The organism is Pirellulales bacterium (genome assembly GCA_035939775.1).
Lineage (GTDB): Bacteria > Planctomycetota > Planctomycetia > Pirellulales > DATAWG01 > DASZFO01.
In genome coordinates this window covers 1-22,019 of sequence record DASZFO010000354.1, presented here as the reverse complement: position 1 = coordinate 22,019, position 22,019 = coordinate 1, and the positions used below count along the sequence as shown (strand labels likewise).

Here is a 22,019-nt window from a genome sequence, read left to right as displayed (position 1 = left end):
GGGACTGGGGGCTGGGGACTGGAGTGGGATCAAAGCTTCGCTTTGAGGGAGCGCTGTAGACCGCCGAGCATTCGGCCGACGCGATCGATTTGCGGCATGACCTCGTCGAGTTTTGGCTTGGCGAGATAATCGAGGCGGTTTGACAGCAGAAGCTGTGTCTCAAGCTCGGCGATTGAGCCGAAAGTGATGGAAATGTGGTGCAAGAATTCGCGCGTCGAATCGCGCGCATGGCCCTCGGCAATGTTCGAAGGTATTGAAACGGCCGCACGCTGCATTTGACTGCAAAGCCCATACAGCTCGTGCTTCGGAAATGGGGACGTCAGACGATAGGTTTCCTCGGCAACGTCCATAGCCAACTGCCAAACCTGCAACTGCTGATAACACCGGACCGAGTTTTCATCGCTCATTTCGTGATCTCCTTGATTTGATGTGAGTTCGTTTCATTCCCAGCCCCCAGTTTCTTTCCGCGCAGGCGGACGGCACAGGGGGTGTGCCTGCTACATTTCCCCAGTCCCCAGCCCCCAGCCCCTTCCCCTCACACGCTGAAGCGGATGTGGAGGATGTCGCCGTCGCGGATGACGTAGTCTTTCGGCTCTTGGCGCATGAGGTTGTGGGCTTTGATCTCGCGCTCGCTGCCAAGGCGGATCAGGTCGGCGCACTGCATCACTTCGGCGCGGATGAAGCCGCGGGCCAGGTCGCTGTGGATGTTGTCGGCCGCTTCCAGGGCCGTGCCCCCTTGGCGGAGCATCCAGGTGCGGACCTCTTTATCCCCGGCCGTGAAATAGAGCATCTGGCCGGAGACGTTCAGGATCGTGCGGAGGAGGCTGTCGCGGTCGCCGTGGCCGACCCCCATTTCGCGCTCGAATTCGGCCCGATCCTCGGGCGTCATCCGGGCGAGTTCAACTTCCAGGCCGAGGGGGATGGCGACGAGAGGGACGCCGGAGAGAGTTTTTAGGACGGAGGCGCCCTCACCCCCTTTCGACAAGCTCACGGCAGGGCGGCCCTCTCCCGTCGAGGAAGAGGGAGAAGATTGGGAACCGCCGGCGGAGAGGGGGACAGTCCCCTTTTTCTCCCGACCATCTGGCGATGGTGCCCGCTGCGAAAAAGGGGACAGTCCCCCGGGCTCGGCACCCTCAGCTCGGCCCTCTCCCGAAGGAGAGGGAGAATGCGGCGACAGTCCCCTGGCGTTTTTTTCGGCGAAGCGGTCGGGGGAATCGTCGTCGGCCAGGTTCACGACAACGAGCTTCGGCTTTTGCGTGAGCAGTCGGAAGCTGCTGGTGGCTTTGAGCTGCTCGTCGGTCATCTCCGATTGATTGAGATGCTGGCCGGCCTCCAATTTGGTTAGCAGCGGCTCGAGGGCGGCCAGCTCGTTTTGCTCGTGCTCGCGCTCGGCCTTGGGATGGGGCTTTTTTAGCGATTCCTTGAGCCGCTCGATCCGGCCGCCGACGATCTCCATGTCGGCCAGGAGGAAATCTTCATCGAACGCGACCAGATCGGCCAGCGGATTGCCGCCCGCGTATCCAGCGACGACTAGCACCAGGCAGCCGGCCTCGCGGATCAGTCCGAGGCGGGCGGCGTTGCCCTCGTGCGTGCGGCTCAGGCCGGGGGTGTCGACCAATTCGAGGGCCGCGAGCGTGACCTTCTTGGGATGGTAGACCTGGCACAGCGGCTCGACGCGCGGCTCGGGGACCGTGGCCATCGCGCTTTGCGAGGCATGGGCCAGCGCCGGATCGGGCTTCACGCCGGTAAGCCATTCGAAGAGCGTGCTCTTGCCGGAACCTTGATAACCAATGAGACCGATTTTCATTAGGGGCGAGGGGTGAGGGACGAGGGGGAAAATGCTCAAAGCTTCGCTTTGAGGGAACGCTGGAGGCCGTACGAGCGCCTAACAAATCCGGCTGGGAGAAGGGGACAGTCTCCGTTTTGCTGCGCGGAATTCGCAAAAGGGGGACAGTCCCCGCCGGATTTGTCAGGCGTTGCAAAGCATTTTACCGGCTTCATCGCGTTGTCCCCAGCCCCTGACTGAGTTGACTCAGTAGCTGTTCGACTGCGAGAGCTTCGGAGGCGTTCAGGGTGGCGTGGCCGAAGCGGACGCGGTAGAACGCGGCGACGAGGTGCGCGGGGAGGGCCGCGGCGCGGCGCGGGCCGAGCGACGCCGTCAATCGCGCGGCGGCGTAATGGGCCAATTCAAGCTGGGTCTGACCGGCGGCGCGGCGGATTCCGTGCCGCGCCAAGAGCACTTCGAAGCGGCGATAGAACTCGACTCGACTGCGGGCGGCCGAGGCGGCACGGCGGCGCTTGAGCTGGCGGAATGTAGCTCGCGCGACGAGCCGCGTCAGCCGATAGACGAGCCACGCCGCGACCGCCAGAACGACCATCGCGGCCAGCACATACCAATCCAGCCCACCATCCGAGCCGTCGCCGCCGCCGAACAGCCAGTGCCGCAGATGCCGGAATAAATCGCCGATCGCTTGCGGTGGATCCGTCGCCAGCTTTTGGAGCGCGCGGCCAAACTCCGCGACCGGCTGATAAATCGCCTTGTCTTGCCGCTCGGAATTGAGCCCGACGACGTAGGTGTTCCAAAGCACCTGTATATAGTCCGACAGACCGGCGATCGACGACATGAACGAACCCGGGGCGAAGGCCTCATTGGCTTGCGCCGCCGGCGTCGGATCGAGAACCAGCCAGGCGCCGTCGTCGAGCGAGACCCCGGCGGGCCGCTCGTTTTCCGGCACGTTCTTGATCTGGTTCGCATCCAGGTAGGCCTCGACCCAGGCATGAGCGTGCAATTGCCGCACGTCGTAATACGAGCCGATCTGGTTCCAGTCGCCGCTGCGATAACCGATCACCATGCGGGAAGGGATGCCAAGGCTGCGAAGCATGAGCGTCAGGGCGCTCGCGAAATACTCGCAATGCCCGCGCGGATTACGGGTGACGAAATCCTCGATAGGATCGGCGCCCGGCTCGGCCGGCGGGCGGGCGAGCGAGTATTCGAACGGCGGCAGCGCGAGAACCCGCTCGAGCAGGCGGGCCGCGGCGTAATGATCATCGGCCCCGATTTTGAACTCGCGCACCTTTTGCGCCGCGAACGCACGCAGCCCGGTGAGTTGGTCGCGCTTAGCGCCTATCGGAGAACCGCCTGAGGAGAGGGGGACAGTCCCCTTTTGTTCCGAAGACTCCACAAAAGGGGACAATCCCCGGCGGTTCTCGGGCGACGGAGTCCCGCTTCGCGGCGGCGGATTATCGGGGAGCTGCAACAGGTCGTCCATTTCATGCTCGCGCGGCAGCAGTTTTGGGACGACCCGCGATTGATGGTTTTGCGACAGTCCCGTGGTGAGCACTTCGTATTCGAATTCCTGCGAGAGCACATCGCGCCCGGTGCGAATGAGTTGCTGGCGATTTGGATCGTATCGCACATAGCGCCGCGACTTCGGCGCCTCGGATTGGTAGGGCGGGTAGACGCCGAACAAAACCGATTGGCGCATCGGCTGAATCGTGATTCGCTCGCGGACCAGCTCCGGCCCGGCCGGAGCCGACCTGAGCCGAACCACGGCCCCGGAATCGGGGTCGCGCGGCTGCACATCGGCCCCGACGAGCTTCCACTCCCCCTGTTGGTAATGGTTCACGAGCGAACCGCGGAGCAGGGGCGGGCTAGTCGGCGTAATCAAATCGCCGGCGGCATTGCGGAACTCGACCTGCATCACGATTTCGGGGTCCTCGAGCAGCGGCCCCAGATCGCCGAGCTTCACGGTCGGATTGTAACCGACCGTCGCCTGCTGGCCGGTCGCATCGGTGAGCGCCTTGCCGAATCGCGGCAGGAACAGGAAGCAGATCGTGGCGACGATCAGCGTGCCGCCGCCGATGCCGGCCGTGCGCCACAGGATGCCCGCGCCGAGGATTTGTCGCGGCAGGTCCGGCGGCCGCGCGGCGATGATCTCGATTTCTCGGCGCAGTGGCCAGCGCAATCTTGCTTGAGTGGAATCGCCGTTGGTGGCGGAGCGCGACCTTTGCTCTGCGGCCGCGGTGCGCCGCGAGTAACGCTCCGTCTCACGCAGAATAAAGATCAGCCCCAGCGCGGCCAGTGCCACGAATAAATACATCACCAAGAGCACGCCAAAGAGCAGGCTCAGATTGATCGCCGTCGCCACGACCACTTCCAATCCGCTCAGCACGAGCAACTGCCAGTGGCGTCGAACCGTCTTTTGCTGAAATAGCAGGACGACTTGCAAATAGACGAGCAAGTTCGCGATCGCGAGGAGCTGTTCTCCGCTAGCGACGTGGACGAACTGGGATACCGAGACGACCGTGGCCGCGAGGGCGATCACGTTGGCCACCAGGCGATTCAACCGAATCCAGCCCCATCGATCGGTCAGAAACATCGAGGCGAGGGAGGCGATGAGGACCGCGGCGGCGAGCGGCATTCCACGATCGCCCATGCCGAGCATCATCGTCCCGAGCGGCACGAGCATGGCGATGTTGATCTGCAACAGCCGTTCGACGCTGAGCGGGGATTTGCGCGGACCGCCGGCGACCGAGGTCGCGGCTATTCGCAGGCGGTTTTGTCGCCAGAATTCCATGATCGTCGTGCGGCGGAATCTCAATCGATCTGGAAATACTCGAATAGTTCATCTCCGCTCGCGTCGATCCGCACCATGCGGGCCAGCGCGGCGGTCTGCTGCGGCGTGCCGGAAGTTGCCGCCGCGCAGTGCGCTTCGTTCGGACTTTGGGACCGAGTGCTGATGAGCACGATGCGCCCGGCAGTTGGGCCGCCGTTCAAACCGCGCTCGATCATCTCGTTCGACGGTGAGTCTGCCGCGGCTTCCGCGAGGGCCAACTGCAAGAGCGCGTCGCGGGCCAGCGCTCGCGATGCCCCGCCGCTGAGTGAGGTCAATGCTTGCCCGGTAACGACGACTGACAGTTGGCAGCCCCCGCGCCGGCAGACGTCGGCGACGATCGTGGCCGCGAAGCTGACGGCGAGTTCGACGTTTTCCTCGTCGCGCGGCGTTGGAGTCGCCGGCAGCCAGAGATCGACCAACAGCGTGAGGTCTTCGCTCCTCGGCTGCTCGAATTGCCTGACCATCAGGCTCCCCCGGCGGGCCGAAGTGCGCCAGTGGATCCACCGCCGGCTGTCCCCCGCACGCCAGTCGCGCATGCCGTAGAAATCCCCTTCCGTCAGCCCTTGCCGCTGGAGAACGCGGCGTGCTCCCGGCTCGGGGCCGCGGCGGACGTCGGTCCAGCGGCCGGTTAGTCGCCCGAGACGCGGGAGCACAATGAGTTGCCCCGGCTGGCGAAGGCTGATCGTGCGGGAAACGAGGCCAAATGGATAGCGGCTTGTCGCCCGAACCATGCCGAATTCGTAGCGTCCACGCCGACCGAATCGGACTTGATATTCGGCCCGAGCCGATTTTCCGCGGGCGACCTGCGGAACGACGGCAATCCCTCGACCGCGATCCTCCGGCCGCGTTGAGCCGGCAAGTTCAAACGAGTCCTCGATTTCAAGAGCCGCTCCTCGGTGCCGGGCCGTGGCTTGAAGTTCCACGGTGGCGGTGTCGCCGGCAGAGACCGATTCCGGCAGTTGGCGGCGAATCTGCAACCGGCGCAGCATCGTTCTCAGCGCGAACCAATTGAAATAGAGCGCTCCGGCCATCATCCCGGCGAACGCCAGCATGAGGTTGATGTCCTTCATCGAGGCGCGCACCAACACCAGCGCCAAGACAAGGACAAAGCACCATCCCTCTTGCGTCAATCGAGTTCGCCGTTTGCCGAGCATTTGCGTTTTCAACGCTATAGGGAATCGAAACGCAGAATTGTAGCCGAATTCGCCAGAATTCGGACTTGCCGATAAGACCGGGAATTCTGGTGAATTGCGCTACGGTCTGGCGGTGATGTTAGTCAGGTGTCAGGATTCCGTCGAGCAACCTCTGGATCAAAGTCTCCAGAGCGTTTCGCTGGCCGGCGTGGGCGTAGCTCTTGGCGATCACGCGATGCGCGAGCACAGGCACGGCGAGCCGCTTCACATCGTCGGGCACGACGTAATCGCGCCCCTCGACCGTTGCCAGCGCCTGGCTCGCGCGGTACAGGCAGAGCGCGCCGCGAGTGCTGGCGCCGACTTGCAGTTCGCCGCATCGCCGCGTCGCGTCGATGATGTTCAGCAAGTATTCTTGGATCGCGTCGTCAACCGTCACCTGGCGCACCGAGTCCTGCAAGTCGCGAATCTGTGGGCCGTCGACGACCGGCCGCAGCGAATCCACCGGCTCTCCCGCGCGGTGGGCGGAAAGCACTTGCAGTTCGTCTCCGCGGCCCGGATAACCGATCGAGATTCGCATCAGAAACCGATCAAGCTGGCTTTCGGGGAGCGGATACGTCCCTTCGAATTCAAATGGATTCTGGGTCGCAATCACCATGAACGGCAGCGGCAACGGATGCGTCTGCCCGTCAACGGACACCTGCCGATCGCTCATCGCCTCGAGCAGGGCGCTTTGCGTGCGAGGAGTCGTGCGATTGATCTCATCGGCGAGCACGATATTCGCGAAGATCGGCCCACGGCTATAGACGAACTCGCCGGATTGGGCCTGGAACAGACTGCTGCCGATAATGTCGCTCGGCAGTAGGTCCGGCGTGAACTGGATCCGGCAGAAGTCGCCGTTGACGCTTTTTGCCAGGGCCTTGGCGACCAGCGTCTTGCCGACTCCAGGCACGTCTTCGAGCAGCAGATGCTCGCCGGCCAGCAACGTCACGACGCACATCCTGATGACATCGGGTTTTCCCAGGATCACCTGGGCCAGGTTGGTTTCCAACTCGGCGACGCGATTTTGAATCTCCGTCGCCATCCCGGTCCTGTCTGAAGTCATCTAATCAATATACCGGATCGGGCCAAATCGCGGAGCGCCGTGTCGAGTTCTTTCTCGACTTCTGCGCGCACTTCCGACGCTGAGTGTGTGACGGGCCCTGGGGATGATACTCGATCGGCCAGGATCGCCGAGACGAGATGTTCGACGATGCGTTGGCGATCGTGCCGGCCGTCCAAACTGGACAAAAGCTGGCGGGAGACGGGGTTGTTCAAAACGAGCCGGTCGTGCCAGAGCGTGGTCGCGTCCCAACCGTGTGCGGCTTCGTGGCGGGCAATCGCACTGGCCTCGGGGAACTCGCTGATTGCGTCGGCAAAATTGGGCTGCCAGCAATGTAGCTCAATCGCCCCGACGTCGAAACCACCAAGAATCACCTCTCGAATCTCGCGCTCGTCCTCTGCGGCCGGCGAACGGCTCAATTTGTCGGCTGACGCTTGAAGAATCGTCGCCAGCGTCATCGCCCTCGGATAAGCGTCGTTCAAAATCATCATGGCTGCTTTGGCAGTGGGACGGTCGCAGCGAATGGCCGCCGCCATTTGCCCCTTGCGAGCCGCAAACTCCTCAGGTCGATCGCCGTGGAGTTCGGGCGCCGCCGAAACGGGGCTGGCTTGCGACGCAATCAGAAGACGTTCGAGCGCAGCAGATCGCAGATTGCGGTTAAGGCGATTCGATTCGCGGCAGATAAGAGTTCGACGAAAGGCGGTGCCGTCGAGAAAATCGAGGTGCTGCTCATATTCGATCAGATCGTATTTGCGCCGCATTTCATCTAGCAGGTCCGGAGCAATCGTGGCACGATGCCGGCCGAGGGGCAGTGCTTCGGCAAGATACTGCAAGCCGTGCCGCGCGGCCTGCTCGACGAATTGATGAAAATAGATCGGGTAGTTCCACTCCTCGAGCACGTCGTGCAGAATGAACACGTCGCTGAGCTTGGCGAGCCGGTCGGCTTCGTCTTGCAGAACTTCACGATAGACCTTGTAGTCGTCGCCGAGCGAACCAACGAGGAATCGGACGAGCGCGTGCAATTGGGCGACGCGCTCCGGTGGGTTCTCGATGTCGCGGACGTGAAACTGGCCCATGCCGCGGACCATTTGCCTCAGGTGGCAGCCCGGATAGGCGTTGTAGCTCACGAGCGCCACGCCTTGTTCGCTCAACTGATGCCCGCAAACCAGCAGAATGGCCTCCTGCACGTCGGGTGGGACCCAAGAATGTACCCCGTGAGCAATGATGTAGTCGAATTTGCCCAGGCTTTCATCGATCGAGCGGATATCGGTGACCGCGAGCCGGATGTTTTTGACCCCAACCGCGGTGATGAATTGCTGCCCGTCGGCAATTTGCCGCGCCGATAAATCAATTCCGACGAATTCCGATCGGGGCAGAGCGTAGGCCATTGGAATCAGATTTGATCCGCTCGCGCAGCCCAATTCCAGCACGCGGCAGCTATCGACGGGTGGCGGCTCCAAACCGTGCAGCGTTGCCAGCGTCGCCAAACGGTCTGGATGAGTGAACCCGTAGGTGTGGCGCGGATATGGGATTTGATCGTAGATCGTCGTCATCTGGCTTCCACCAAGAGACCGTGCCGGACGAAATCGCTTAGGCAGGCCTCGACCCGTTCGGCGAGAATCGGCCGGATTCGGCGGGGATCGTTGAGCCGCTTGCCGGCGACGCGCGTTTCAACCTTTCCGGCGACCACGGGTTCGACCAGCGCTTCGATAATCGCGGGCCGATCGTGACGACCATCGAGCATGCGGATCACGCGGCTGGCCAATTCGCCATCGAGCCGAATTCGCCGATGAAAAAGATTCGTGACCCGCCACCAGCCCTGTGCCGCTTGATGCCGGCTGACGGCGCTCGCCACCGGACGCTCGACCGCTTGCGTCGCCACCGGCGGGCAGTAGGCATATAGCTCGACCAATCGCATGACAAACCATTCAATCACCATATCCGTCAATTGCGTGCCGGTATCGGCAGACGGAACTTCGTTCCGAACAGCTTCGTCGGAATCTGTCGCGGATGAGGTTGCGAGACGCCGCTGAACTCGCTCCAACAATGTTTCAAACGGCATGGGCTTCGGTGCGGCTTTGGCCAATTCGAGCAATGCCGCCTTGCCCAAGCGAGTGGCCACACTTAGCGTGGATTCGTCGCCACGGAACGTCAGCGGATCGTTAGACTCGGGATTGCCTTCACCAATCTCGACCGGTTTTCCGGCGCCATCAACGGGTTTTGCCTCGCTCGCGATCCACAACCCTCGTAATGCATTCGGGACGATCTCGCCGCTGACGGGGACCGCGTCATGGCACAGCAGCGTGGTGCGGAGCGATCGGCCGTAAAGGAAATCGAGGTATTGCTCGAACGCGAGTCGATCGCCCGCATGCCGAATCTTCTCGAGCGCGGCCGGCCGGATTCCGGCCCCGAACATCTGCCCAAAATACGCGTCACCCAAGTATTGCAGGCCGTGCTGGGCGGCGTGGCTCATAAATTGATGGAAGAACCGCGGATCGTTATCCCCTTCCAGATCGTCGTGCAAGAGGACTTCGTCGGGCACCTGAAGCAGGTCGTTGACTTGCTGACCCACGGCCGCGCGATAGGCCCCTTGGCCGCCGCCGAGCGATTTCTTCAAGAATCCTAGAAACTCTCGGGTCGTCGCCGCGTATTCCCTTGAGCCGGACGATTTGCGACCGTGGTATTGGCACATCTGCCGGAGCATGTCGCGAGCCTGGCAACCCGGATAGCAGTTGTAGCTCACGTAGACGATTCCATTGGGCGCCAGGAGTTGCCCGGACGTCGCCAAGAGTGCATCCTTCACCGGATCGGGAACCCAGGAATAGATGCCGTGAGCAATGATGTAGTCGAACGGCCCTGCGGCGCGCAACCGACCGGCAGCCGTGCGAATGTCGAGCTGCAGGAGATCAATGTTGGTCAATCCAATCGCTGCGGCGAACTGTTTTCCGTCGGCAATCTGCCGCTCGGAGAAATCAATGCCGACGAACGTAGTCCGTGGCAGGGCGTAGGCCATCGGCACGATATTGCTGCCGCTCGCGCAGCCAAGTTCCAGCACGCGGCACTCTTCAACCGCCGTCGGCCGCATTCCTAACAGCCGGCCGATTGTCGCCAGATGCGAAGGATGGGTGAGCGGAAACGCCAGCCGCGGATAGGGGACTTCGTCGTAGCTTGTGGCTAGTGGCACCCGAAACTCGCGGTTCAAATGGCCAGCGGCTGACCTGCGCAATCGACGACCTGGCAGTCCACATTTTGTCCTTCCAAGCAGGCGAAGTCGATAACCCTCTGAAAACCGATGCGCCGATCATGGAAATCCCTCCGTTCGGTGAGGTCAGATTCACAGCGGCACGAAGACTATCTCAAGAGTTATTCATGGGTTACGTCGCGAATTGCTTGAAATCCGCTGGCTCGGCAAGTACCATGACAAGATGCGCCAGGTTGGTTGGGATAGGCTTGGGCCGAGGCGCGGAACTGAGTTGATTACCAATCTTTTCCGGGAGGATAGCGGCTATGTTACGCAAGGTTGCGCTGATTTCCGCCGGAGTCATAGTGTTTGGCATTGGGTCGGCTTGCGCCGATGAGGCCATTTTAGATCAGATGTACGGCAACGGAGTCCATTCCTACTTTGGCGGCGACTTCAGCCGGACGTTCGAAAGTCTCTCGGCCGCGATCCGCGGCGGCTCACACGATCCGCGGGCCTATTACTTCCGTGGTCTTGCCGAATTGCGGCTCGGCCGACAGCCGGACGCCGCCGCTGATTTCGAGAAAGGGGCGGACCTCGAAACAGCCGATTCTAATGGCCGCTATCCCGTCAGTGAAGCATTGGAGCGAATTCAAGGGCCGGTCCGGGCGACGCTCGAGCAATATCGCGAGAACGCGCGCGCCATCGCATTGCAGCGCGATTTGCAGCAACGGCAGACAGTTTTCGCACAGCAGCATTCCAATGAGGCTACGCTGCTGCGGCGCGACATTCCTTCCGCCGAGTTGACTCCAGCCCCCGCGCCCGATCAAGCCGCGAAGCAACCGGCCGCAAACTCTGCTGAACCCGCGGCGCCAAAGTCGGCGGCCGTCGTCGACCCGTTCAGCGCCCCTGCGGCAAAGCCGGCCGGCGAGACGCCTGACAAAGCCGCGACCGAAAAGCCGGTCGAAGCAGCCAATCCGTTTGGCGACGAGACGGCTAAGAAGCCTGCCGAACCGCCGGCGACCGTGCCGGCCGAGAATCCGGCGGCGAAATCGGTCGAGAAACCGGCCGACGCAGCGAACCCATTCGGCGACGCCGCGAAACCGGCTGACAATTCTGCCGACAAACCTACCGCAAAGCCAGCAGCGGATTCGTCCGACCCGTTCGGCGACAAAAAGCCGGCCGAAAAACCGGCCGAGAAGTCTGCCACTCCGGCCGCCGACAAAAAGCCCGATGCCGCCGCTGATGCTTCGGCCGCTGCCGTGAAGGCACAACCCGGCGCGGTTCGCGGAATATTCAAAGCGCTGGGCGGAGCAATTCCCGGCGGCGATTCGGCCGCGCCCGGTGGTGCTGCACCGAAAGCCCCCGCTGCGAGCGGTGCACAAGGCGCCTCGGCAGCCGCACCTGGCGATGATCCGTTTGGCCTCGGCGGCGGAAGCCCCGCTAAAGCCGCCGGTCCGGCTGCGGCGCCGCCTGCCGCCGCGCCGCCGGCCGCCGCGGCGAAAAAGCCGGGTGATCCGTTTGGCGACGAGCCAGCGACGCCCTCGAAATCCGCACCTGATGCGAAAGCGCCAGCTCCGACAGACAAGACCGCGCCGCAAATGAAGAAGGACGACGATCCGTTCAAGAATTGAGTCTGGAATAATGGTTGGCCGCCGGTTGATCGTTGTGGCGCTCGCGGGTGTTTCTTGCCTGATTGCGGCGCAAAGGGTGTTCGCCGCGCCGCCGTCGATCAACAGCATTTCGCTGCGCGGTTTACAAACCGGCGCGACGACAACGATTGCAATCGACGGCAGTGAACTACTCCCGGAGCCGCGTCTATTATTGCCGATTCCGGTCGCGAGACAGTCAGTTCGGTCCGGCGCACGCAGCGGACACGTCGAGTTCGAGATCGCGCTCGGCGCCGATGTGGTTCCAGGGATTTACCATCTGCGCGTTGCGACCCCGGCGGGCGTTTCCAACCCGGTCCTTACCGGCGTCGATTCACTCGCGCAGCTCCCTGTGCCTCAGCAGCTTTCGACGCTGCCGGCGGCCCTATCGGGCACGATCGCCGCGGGGCAGGTAGCTCAAACGTCGTTCAGTCTCAAGAAGGGCGCGCGGATCGTCGTCGAAGTCGAGGCGAAGCGCCTCGGCAGCGGGCTTGATCCAATCATCGATCTGCTCGACGACCGCAAGTTGCCGCTCGCCTGGGCGGAGGCAACAACCGCATTGGGGGGCGACGCGCGGTTGACATTCTTGGCCCCAGCCGACGGCCAGTATAAAGTGCAACTTCGCGATGCGCTTTATCAGGCGCAGGGCCCTGGCTATTTTCGATTGAAGATCGGGGCATGGCATTACGCCGATCTGGCGTTTCCTCCCGTCGTTCGTCGCGGCACGAAGGCATCGGTCGAATTCGCTTCGACCAACCTCCCCGCCGGATCGAAGGTCGATTTCTCGATGCCCGCCGACGGAACCGACCAGCCGGCGCCATGGCCCTCGGACGCGCAAGCGGCCGGATTTCCGCCGCGCGTGCTGGCGAGTGACGACGAGCAAGTGATTAGATCGCAGCCGGACGATGGCTCGCCGCAGCAGGTCACAGCACCTGTCGGGATCAATGGCCGTCTGGACAAGCCGCTGCGCGAAGATCGCTACCGCGTCACCGTGACTCCGGGCATGCGGCTCCGTATCGAAGTGATGGCCTCGCGGATTGGCTCGCCGTTCGACGGGGTGCTGTTCGTGCGCGACGAGAAGGGAAACCAGCTCGCGACGAACGACGATCAGCCCAACACAATCGATCCGGGTCTCGATTTCACTGTGCCCGCGAGCACGAACGCAATTGTTGTTGCTCTAAAGGACGTCACCGGTCGCGGCGGTCCGGATTTCGTCTACCATTTGGGCATCGCGCGGCTAGATCGGCCGGACTTTTCGCTAAGTCTGGCCGACGATCGGCATTTGATTCCGGCGGGCGGCAACGCGCTCGTGCGGGTCACGGCCAATCGCAACGGGTTTAATGGCCCGATCAAGCTTGAGTTCCATGGACTGCCGTCTGGAATAAAGCCTGTTGGCGACGAGATTGCCGCCGGAAGCAATTTAGCCTTTATCGAGTTCCATGGCGAGTCGGCCGCGGCGGAAGCGGCCGTCGTTTCGCTCGCTGGCCAAGGCGCCGATGGAGACCACACGATCCGCCGCACCGCGCAGACTCCCGATGGCAACAGCGAGGCTGCCCGCCTGCCCTGGCTGCGGACGGAGTTGGCAATAGCCGAAGTCGCCGCGCCGGCCCTTGCTCTGACATTGGCCGACAAAAGTGCCGACGAGCTGGCACTCACAAAAGGCGGCAAGACTCCGCTGGCAGTGAAGCTATCGCGCGGCGCGGGAGCGACCGGGCCGCTCCGCCTCTCGCTCGTTACGTCGCAGCCGATGCCGAAGAAGAAGGTGAAGGTCAACAACCAAGATCAAGAGCGCGACGACCCCGCCCGCGCGCTGCGGCTGGAAGGCTCGCCGACCATTGCGGCGGACCAGACCGATGCAACCTTGCCGATTCTCGTACCGGCCGACCTGCCGTTGGCGGGCTACGATATGGTGATCCGAGGTGAACTACTCGCGGCAGACGGCAAGTCAGTTCTTGCCGAGACGGTAACGCCAGTTCTTCACGCGAAAGCGATTGTTCCACTGACTGACAAGCCAAGCCCAATCGATTCGGAGCGGACAAAGCGGTAGCATTCCGGAGTTGTATGGCCGTTGAATTCGCACTTGCGCCGGAGGCGGCGGAAGATGTCGAGCAAGCATACGCTTGGTACGAGTGTTACCCCTCGAGCATCTTCAACCGCCCCGTGCTATCGCCAAGTTTCTCTGTTTTCACTTCGAGGCGGTCGAGCATCGATAGCCAGAGGTTGTTGAGCGGAGTATCTTGCGGGTAGCGAACGTGGCGGCCTGGCTTGAGCGTGCTGGCGCCGTGGCCGACGAGCAGGACCGGCAGATCGTCGTGGTTGTGGCGGTCGCCGTCGCCGATGCAGCTCCCGTAAACGATCATCGAATTCTCCAGCACGTTGGAATTGCCTTCCTTCGCGCCCTTGAGCTTGCCGATGAAACGGGCGAATTGGTCCATGTGGAAGCGGTTGATCTTGGCGATCTTTTCCAACTTGATCTTGTCACCCCCGTGGTGCGACATCTCGTGATGCCCATCGTTCACCCCGATGAATGGATAGCTCTTATTGCTCCCTTCGTTTGCCATGACCATCGTCGCCACGCGCGTCACGTCGGTTTGAAATGCCAACGCCAGCAGGTCGAACATCAGTTGGATGTGCTCGGCATAGTCTTGCGGAATGCCATCGGGTCTCGGCATATCCGGCTTGGGGGGCGGGGCCGTTTCAATCCGTGTAATCCGCTGCTCCAGCTCGCGGACACAGGTGAGATATTCGTCGAGTTTGCGGCGATCATTATGGCCGAGCTGGCGCTCGAGCTGATCGGCGTCGTCGCGCACAAAATCGAGCACGCTCTTTTGATAGCGATCGCGGCGCGCTCGGGCCTGATCGGATTCGTTCCCCGGTCCGCCCGCGAAGAGCCTCTCGAAAACCGATTTCGGATTGATTTCCTTGGCGACCGGAGTGGACTCCGTTTTCCAGGAAATGTTCGATGAATAGGCGCAGGAATAACCGCTATCGCAGGAGCCGGCTTGCTGCCCCGCTTCGCAGCCGAGTTCGAGCGACGCAAATCGGGTTTTGCGACCGAGTTGTTCGGCAGCCACCTGGTCGGCCGAGATACCCGTCTTGATATCGGCACCGCCGGTCTTGCGCGGATGGCAGCCCGTCAAGAAGCTGGCCAGCGCTCGGGCATGGTCGCCGGCGCCGTCTCCCAGCGGGCGGGCGCCGTTCTGCGTAAGCCCCGAGAGGACGAGCAAATCCTGGCGAAAGTCCTTGAGCGATGAGAGCGTCTGCGGCAGTTCGAAATCGGCGCCGACCGCGGTCGGCGTCCAATTCGACATGTTGACGCCATTGGGAACATAGACCCAGGCGACCCGCGACGGCGACTTCGCGGCCGCCGTGGATGTGGCCGCGGCGGCAAAGCGCGGAAGCATCGCGTCGAGCATCGGCAGAGCAATCGCGGTGCCCACGCCGCGCAACAGAGTTCGCCGCGAAAGCTGGATTGAAACGCTCATTTGAATTCCCCTTGCTCAAATCGTGCCAGACGCTGAACTGTCCAGAATCCAGCCGCATTCTATCATGGTCTTGGGCTACTTGTGAATTCCGCTACGACTTTTACTTACCGCTCGTCGCGCCGCGGCGCATTTGGAATGGCGCGCTATGGGCAATCTCGATTACAAAGCTAGAGAATCTGCAATCATTTTGACCGGCGGCGTGAGCGATTTGGTCCACGGCAGCGTCGTCGAAATCCTCCAAGCCGCGGCCCAGTGCATAGGTTAACATCTTTTCAGCCAAACACCGAGCGAATTGGTCCCGTTTTGCCTTGAGAATCTCTTTTAGACCTTCCACGCCTTGGAAAGCCTTGCCACCCGGTAAAACGCCTGAAGAGTCGATCGGCAGACCCCCGTCCTTCGTCCGCCAGCCGCCGACGGCGTCGAAATTCTCTAGCCCGAAACCCAATGGATCCATCGTCTTATGGCACGAGGCGCAGATCGGATCGGCCCGGTGCTGCTCGAGCCGCTGTCGTAAGGTGCCGGTGAGCGGCGCCTTTTTGTCGTCGGGCAAAGCCGGCACGTTCGGCGGTGGATTGGGCGGCGGCGCGGCGAGCAATGTTTCAAGAACCCATTTGCCACGCTTTACCGGACTGGTTCGGCCCGGGTTCGACGTGATTAGCAACACGCTGGCCTGCGTCAACAATCCGCCCCGATGCGTGCCCTCGAGCGACACGCGCCGGAATTCGTCACCATGCACATCTGGTATGCCGTACAGTTTCGCCAGCCGTTCGTTGGCCCAGGTGTAATCCGCGTCGAGGAACTCCAGAGCGCTGCGATCGTCGGAAATGACGTGCGAGACGAACAACTCGGTCTCCTTCTTCATCGCAGACCGCAACGATTCGTCGAAGTCTGGAAACACCGATTTATCGGGAGTGATCGTGGGGAGTCGTCGGGTTTGCAGCCACTGGCCGGCGAAATTATCGACGAGCGCGTGAGACTTGAAATCTTTGAGCATGCGGCGGATCTGGTCTTCGAGATTCCCGCCCTTGCGCAACGATCCTTTCGAGCAAAGCGCGAACAACTCGTCGTCGGGCATGCTGCTCCAAAGGAAATACGAGAGCCGCGTCGCCAGCTCGTAGTCGCTGATTTCGTGCTTCGCCCCGGGGCCATCGGGTTGCGGATCGGTTTCCACGCGAAAGAGAAAATGGGGAGAAACCAGCACCGCTTCCAGCGCCAATTGGATGCCGCGCTCGAATGGCTCGCCATCCTTGTCGGCCATCGACCAGAGCCTGACCAGCCGCGCGATCTCGGACTCTGTGGCCGGTCGGCGGAACGCGCGATCGGCAAATCGGCGAATGATCTGGCGAGCGAAATCGACCTTTTCCTCGGGCGTCGCTCCCGCTGACTTCGGCGCGGAGATGAAAATCCGTCGGTGCGACTCGGGAAGCGCCTCGAACGGCAGCGCTCCAAGCGGGCCATCGGCCTCAAATTTTAACAGCATGAGCGAGCTGTTTTGCTTGCGTGGATCGGACGCCTTGGGATCGGAGAATTCGTTCGTAAAGGCGACGGCCAGAACATGCTCCCCGGCCGTGAGGTGGGTTTTGCATTCATACGGCGGCGCATTGCGATCCAACTTCAAGTCAAAGCTTTTGACTTCCTTGCCGTCTACCTTGACGACGACATGGGGCGGATCAGAGCCGGCTTGTTGACCCGTGGCACGCAGGCGCAAGCGATAGTCGGCATCGAATGGCGGCTTCCAGGTGTGGCGAAACTCGCCATTCTTGTACATCCGCCGGCCGGTGCCGCGGAAGTTCGGTTCGGCCGGCACGGTCGCATCGAGTTTCATTACGTCGAACGCAGTCGACGGCGGGACGACATTGGCCCGCGGAACGACGATCGCCTGGTCCATGATCCGTTCGGCGGCGGCCAGGTATTTTTCGAGCAATAGCGGCGATAGCGACAACACATCGCCGATATTGTCGAATCCATATCCCACGTCGTCGGCTGGAAAATCGTCGGCCGGCTGGAAATCCACTCCGACCAGATCGCGGATCGTGTTGTTGTATTCGGCCCGATTCAGCCGGTGGATGGTAACCCGACCCGGATCTTGCGCGTCGAAGGGGACCGGTCGGGCAAGTTCAGCGTCGACCCAGTGCGTGACCGATTCGGTCTCGGCCGCGGGGGGCTGCTCCTGATCGGCTGGAGGCATTTCGTGCGCGGTTAATTTGCCTAGCACTTTTCGCCAAATCTTGCGGTTGCCGGCTACGGCCGCGGCGTCCTTGAATTTCGTCAAATCGAGGTTTCCCTCTGGCTTGGAACCGGCGTGGCAATCGCCACAGTATTTGGCGACAAACGGAACGATCTTCTGCGAAAACGCGTCGCGGCCGACGGCACTGCTCGTCGACTCAACCGATGATGCAGATCGCGTCAGCAGACCGACCGCCAATGTCGCGCCGACCGCCGAGAGCGCGGCAGCGCCCCAGCGCGAAAGCGCAAGCTGTCGGCAGATGGGTAGCATAACTTGCGGCCGGGTGGGATGGAGTTTGCCGCGATTTCCGGTTGGTATATCAGCGATGCATTATAATCGAAATTCGGCGATCTGTCTCGTCATAATCTAAACCCTCGCCGGCCGTTCAGGTTCCGTCAAGGGTAAGCGTGTGCCATGCTTGATTATTGGCATCTGCCGCAAAGGGTTTCCACGGGATGGCCGATCCACGTCTGATTCAGCTTGATTCAGTTTCCGCCCTCCGCGCCGCCGCAGCGGGATGGGACGATCTCTGGCTGCGCAGCGACGTGGCGCTTCCGATCGCGCGGGCCGAATTGATCGCTCAGTGGATCGAACATTGTGCGCCGACGGCCCCAGTCCGCGCTATTGCCGTCGAACAAAACGGCCAACTTGTCGCGGCGCTGCCATTGATTGGCGGGCGTATAAAAAGGGTACTGCCCGTCGCGCGCCTCCCGATGAATAATTGCTTTTGGGCGGGGGATCTTTTGCTCGATCCATCGCCCGCTGGGGACGAGGCGCTGAGAGTGCTCATGGGCCGAATCGCGCACTTCGGCTGGCCATTGCTCTGGTTCGACGCCATCCCCATTGAAATGCCACGCTGGCGGCGGTTCATCGCGGCGGCGAAAGAGTACGGATTTGCGGTGAATATGCGCGACGGCTTCCGCGTCGGACAGGTTGAGATTGACCACAATTGGGGTGCGTGCCAACGTCATTGGTCGAAAAACCACCGTCGGCAGTTGGGGCGAATCGAAAAACGTGCCGACCAAATGGGAGGCGCCGATCTGGCCGTGTTTCGTGACATCGCTCCGGAGCGCGTCGAGGCGCTGCTTCGTCGTGGATTTGAAGTCGAGGACCGGAACTGGAAGGGTGCGGCGGGCACGTCCGTGCTTCGGTCGCCGGGATCGTTCGGATTCTATCTGCGGCAGGCACGGCAAATCGCCGAACGCGGCGAATTGCAACTTACGTTTCTCGAACACCGAGGCCAACCGATTGCCTTCGAATACGGCTGGAAGGCAAAGGGCTGCTATTTCTCCCCTAAAGTCGGCTACGACGAAGCGTTCGCGCGATTAAGCCCCGGACAGATGTTGCGTCGGCGGCTCTTCGAACGGTTCAGCTCGGAGTCCGACTGTCACCTCGTCGATTTCGTCGGACCACTCTCCGACGCGACATCGCAATGGGCAACCACGACCTATCCGGTGGGGCGATTAGTCCTTAACTCTGGAAGTCGGGCCGGAAACCTGCTCGACCTTGCATACCGCGCAGGATTGCCGTTGCTGCGCCGAATTCGCGGTCTGCGGCAATACTGAGTTGCCGGGGCGGCGCAGTTCCCCAGCGGTCCTTTTCTTCTAGCCCTACGGTTCTACACTTTCAGTTGATCCATCCCGCCGTCCGCCAAAGCCGCGCCACGTCACATGTCTGATTCAAAAGGTTTGTCGGCCGTCGTGTTTGATCTCGATGGGCTGATGTTCAATACGGAAGCTCTGTATCAACATGTCGGCACGGAATTGTTGCGCCGGCGCGGCAAGCAATTTGAGGCCGAATTGCTGGACCGGATGATGGGGCGGCAGAGCGCCGTTGCCCTGCAAATCATGATCGATTGGCACGGTCTACCGGACACAGTGCCAATTCTTGCCGAAGAGAGCGAGCGGATTTTCTCGGAAATCCTGGATCACGAGTTGCAGTGCATGCCGGGCCTGGAGGCATTGCTCGATGCGCTCGAGTCGATCAGGATGCCGAAGGCGATCGCCACGGGCAGCGCGCGGCGGTTTGTGCAAAACGTGCTGGGGCGATTCAATTTCGCGCCGCGATTCGACTTCATCCTCACGAGCGAGGATGTCGTGGAAGGGAAGCCCGCGCCGGAGATTTATCAAACGGCGGCGGAGCGGTTTGGCCTCGAGCCACGGCAAGTGATGGTGCTTGAAGACAGCGAAAACGGCTGCCGTGCCGCGGTCGCCGCCGGCACATTTGCTGTCGCAGTACCCGCCGGTCACAGTTGGACTCATGACTTTACCGGCGCCCGTTTTGTGGCCGGCAGTCTGGCCGATCCGCGGGTTTATGCCGCACTCGAGCTGCCGGCGCCGCCCGAATGAGCGGTCGATCGGATGCCTGAGTACGCTCCCGTTAGCCGGTTCGCTTGCAAACCGAAGTCTATTGTCGGTACGATCGTTCCGCGCCACTATCGGTTCGCAAGCGAACCGGCTGATGTCACCGTGTCTGGCCCGCGGCGCCCAAAAAAGACAGCGGCCCGGCTCAAGGGAGCCGGGCCGCCGTTGGTGGACCAGACCATTGCCCACCTCCCACTCACGGAAGGCGAGGCGTTTAACTAGAGCCAGCTATTTGGCACAGCCGCAGCTCGGCTCCGCGTGGCAGGGTTCGCTGCAAGGGCACGGGCAGCAAACCTGCACCGGCACTTCCTTGCAAATCACCTTGGGCACGCAACGGGTGACCGTATACGCGACCTGCTTCGGCACACAATGCGCGACCTGGATGGTCTCGCTGTAGTGAACCGGCTTGCAGACCGTGTAGGGCACCTGCTTGACGCATTTCTCTTCGACCATGTGGCAGCACTTATATGGCACTTCCACGCTATGGCACTCTGGCACCATGTGGCAGACTTGGTAGCTGCACGTCTTCGTCATGGTCTCGGCTACCATGTGGCATACCTTGTACTCGCAGGTCTTCGTATGGCACTCGGGGACCATCTTGCAGACCGTGTAGGTCTTCACGTGATCTTCCGGCACCATGTGGCAGACCGTGTAGTTGCACGTCTTGTGAACGCACTCGGGCACCATATGGCAGCACGTGTAGCTGCACGTCTTGACGTGGTCTTCGGGCACCATGTGGCAGACCGTGTAGCTGCAAGTCTTGGTGTGGCATTCCGGCACCATCTTGCAGACCGTGTAGCTCTTGACGTGATCTTCCGGCACCATGTGGCAGACCTGATAGCTGCACGTCTTCGTCATGGTCTCGGGCACCATCTTGCAGACCGTGTAGCTCTTCACGTGATCTTCGGGCACCATGTGGCAGACCGTGTAGTTGCATGTCTTGTGCACGCACTCGGGCACCATGTGGCAGCACGTGTAGCTGCAAGTCTTGACATGATCTTCCGGCACCATGTGGCAGACCGTGTAGCTGCAAGTCTTTGTCCGGCATTCCGGCACCATCTTGCACACCGTGTAGCTCTTGACGTGATCTTCCGGCACCATGTGACAGACGGTGTACTGGCAGGTCTTGGTCATGGTCTCGGGGACCATGTGGCAGACCGTGTACTGGCAAGTCTTGACACGTTCCTCGGGCACCATGTGACAGACCGTATAGTTGCAGGTCTTGGTGTGCGTTTCCGCCACCATCTTGCAGACGGTGTAGGGGCAGCTCTTGGTGACCGTCTCGCTGACGTACTTCACGCAATCGATCGTCTGCTCGCGAGTCTCGGGCACCCAGACCTTCTTGCACACCTTGATCGGCGGGCATTGCACCTGAATCTGCTTGCAGCAGCCCGGGTGATACACACATCGGCAGCAGCAAGGATCCCAGCTCCAGCAGCCGGGCTCCTGGCAGCACTTGGTGACGACCGGGCCGGGGCACTCGCTCACTTGCGTTTCGCAATGTCCGCAGCAAATCTGGATCGTCTTCGTATAGTGAACCGGCTTGCAGACCGTGTAGCAAACCTGCCGCTCGCAAGTTTCATAAACCGGCTTGCAAGTGGTGTAGCAGATTTCCTTGGTTTTGGTCTCATAGACGGGCTTGCAGACTGTATAGTGACATTCCTGAGTCTTGGTCTCGTAGACCGGCTTGCAGACGGTGTAGCAGATCTCGCGAGTCTTCGTCTCGTAGACCGGCTTGCACACCGTGTAGTGGCACTCGCGGGTCTCATAAACCGGCTTGCAGACCGTGTAGTTGATCTCTTGCGTCTTGGTCTCGTAGACCGGCTTGCAGACGGTATAGCAAATCTCGCGCGTCTTCGTCTCGTAAACCGGCTTGCACACCGTGTAGTGGCACTCGCGGGTCTCATAGACCGGCTTGCACGTGGTGTAGCAGATCTCGCGGGTCTTGGTTTCCCAGACCGGCTTGCAGACCGTGTAGCAGATCTCGCGAGTCTTGGTCTCGTAGACCGGCTTGCACACCGTGTAGCTGCAAGTCTTCACTTTGGTTTCCCAGACCGGCTTGCAGACCATGTATTCGCAGGTGCGGTACGCGGTCTCGGCAACGTATTTCACGCAATCGATCGTCTTGTTTTCGCAGACGGTCTCGTAGCAGGTCTTGTAGCAGGTGTAATTTTGCTGTTCGTAGACCACTTCCTTGCAGGTCTTCATGACCGTGCAGCATTGCTGCCGAGCGCCGCAATAGTTCGCCCCGCAGCACGGGGCACAGCGG

General features: G+C 61.5%; 14 protein-coding genes. 4 read left to right on the top strand and 10 right to left on the bottom strand.

Annotated features, from left to right (window positions below):
• Window positions 1-29: 29 nt before the first annotated feature.
• The 7 genes from VGY55_23035 to VGY55_23005 all read right to left on the bottom strand — a co-directional run bounded on the left by VGY55_23035 (window position 30) and on the right by VGY55_23005 (window position 10,032).
• Complete coding sequence (locus VGY55_23035) at window positions 30-407, bottom strand: four helix bundle protein (protein ID HEV2972861.1); 378 nt, start codon at window positions 405-407, stop codon at window positions 30-32.
• A 128-nt stretch (window positions 408-535) separates the two neighbouring features.
• On the bottom strand, window positions 536-1,807 hold the full coding sequence (locus tag VGY55_23030) for a DUF933 domain-containing protein (protein ID HEV2972860.1): 1,272 nt from the start codon (window positions 1,805-1,807) through the stop codon (window positions 536-538).
• Between the two features lie 190 nt (window positions 1,808-1,997).
• Entirely contained in the window at window positions 1,998-4,577 is a 2,580-nt protein-coding gene (locus tag VGY55_23025; GenBank protein HEV2972859.1) for a DUF3488 and transglutaminase-like domain-containing protein, read from the bottom strand.
• 20 nt (window positions 4,578-4,597) lie between these two features.
• Window positions 4,598-5,782 carry a DUF58 domain-containing protein gene (locus tag VGY55_23020; protein ID HEV2972858.1) on the bottom strand — a complete coding sequence of 395 codons (1,185 nt, stop codon included), beginning with the start codon at window positions 5,780-5,782 and terminating at the stop codon, window positions 4,598-4,600.
• 106 nt (window positions 5,783-5,888) lie between these two features.
• Window positions 5,889-6,830, bottom strand: a complete 942-nt coding sequence (locus VGY55_23015; protein HEV2972857.1) for a MoxR family ATPase — start codon at window positions 6,828-6,830, stop codon at window positions 5,889-5,891.
• 17 nt (window positions 6,831-6,847) lie between these two features.
• Window positions 6,848-8,401, bottom strand: coding sequence for a methyltransferase regulatory domain-containing protein (locus VGY55_23010; protein HEV2972856.1), 1,554 nt, complete (start codon window positions 8,399-8,401; stop codon window positions 6,848-6,850).
• On the bottom strand, window positions 8,398-10,032 hold the full coding sequence (locus VGY55_23005; protein HEV2972855.1) for a class I SAM-dependent methyltransferase: 1,635 nt from the start codon (window positions 10,030-10,032) through the stop codon (window positions 8,398-8,400). Before VGY55_23005 ends, VGY55_23010 begins: the two co-directional genes overlap by 4 nt.
• 323 nt (window positions 10,033-10,355) lie before the next feature.
• Here VGY55_23005 and VGY55_23000 point away from each other — a divergent pair, with 323 nt between their 5' ends.
• The gene (locus tag VGY55_23000; protein HEV2972854.1) at window positions 10,356-11,660 is read left to right on the top strand and encodes a hypothetical protein; all 1,305 of its coding nucleotides are present in this window, start codon (window positions 10,356-10,358) and stop codon (window positions 11,658-11,660) included.
• 10 nt (window positions 11,661-11,670) lie between these two features.
• Window positions 11,671-13,722 carry a hypothetical protein gene (locus tag VGY55_22995; protein HEV2972853.1) on the top strand — a complete coding sequence of 684 codons (2,052 nt, stop codon included), beginning with the start codon at window positions 11,671-11,673 and terminating at the stop codon, window positions 13,720-13,722.
• Between the two features lie 85 nt (window positions 13,723-13,807).
• Here VGY55_22995 and VGY55_22990 read toward each other — a convergent pair whose 3' ends face one another.
• Both VGY55_22990 and VGY55_22985 read right to left on the bottom strand, forming a co-directional pair.
• Window positions 13,808-15,160, bottom strand: coding sequence for a DUF1552 domain-containing protein (locus VGY55_22990; GenBank protein HEV2972852.1), 1,353 nt, complete (start codon window positions 15,158-15,160; stop codon window positions 13,808-13,810).
• A gap of 100 nt (window positions 15,161-15,260) precedes the next feature.
• Window positions 15,261-17,657, bottom strand: a complete 2,397-nt coding sequence (locus VGY55_22985; protein ID HEV2972851.1) for a DUF1592 domain-containing protein — start codon at window positions 17,655-17,657, stop codon at window positions 15,261-15,263.
• 185 nt (window positions 17,658-17,842) lie between these two features.
• On the opposite strand from VGY55_22985, the gene VGY55_22980 reads away from it, so the two are divergent.
• Both VGY55_22980 and VGY55_22975 read left to right on the top strand, forming a co-directional pair.
• Window positions 17,843-18,952: a GNAT family N-acetyltransferase gene (locus tag VGY55_22980; protein ID HEV2972850.1), complete on the top strand. Its 1,110-nt coding sequence runs from the start codon at window positions 17,843-17,845 to the stop codon at window positions 18,950-18,952.
• Between the two features lie 105 nt (window positions 18,953-19,057).
• Window positions 19,058-19,735, top strand: coding sequence for an HAD family phosphatase (locus VGY55_22975; protein HEV2972849.1), 678 nt, complete (start codon window positions 19,058-19,060; stop codon window positions 19,733-19,735).
• A gap of 243 nt (window positions 19,736-19,978) precedes the next feature.
• Here the strand turns inward: VGY55_22975 and VGY55_22970 are convergent.
• Window positions 19,979-22,019 (bottom strand): hypothetical protein (locus tag VGY55_22970; GenBank protein HEV2972848.1); only part of this gene is annotated, 2,041 nt, incomplete at its 5' end.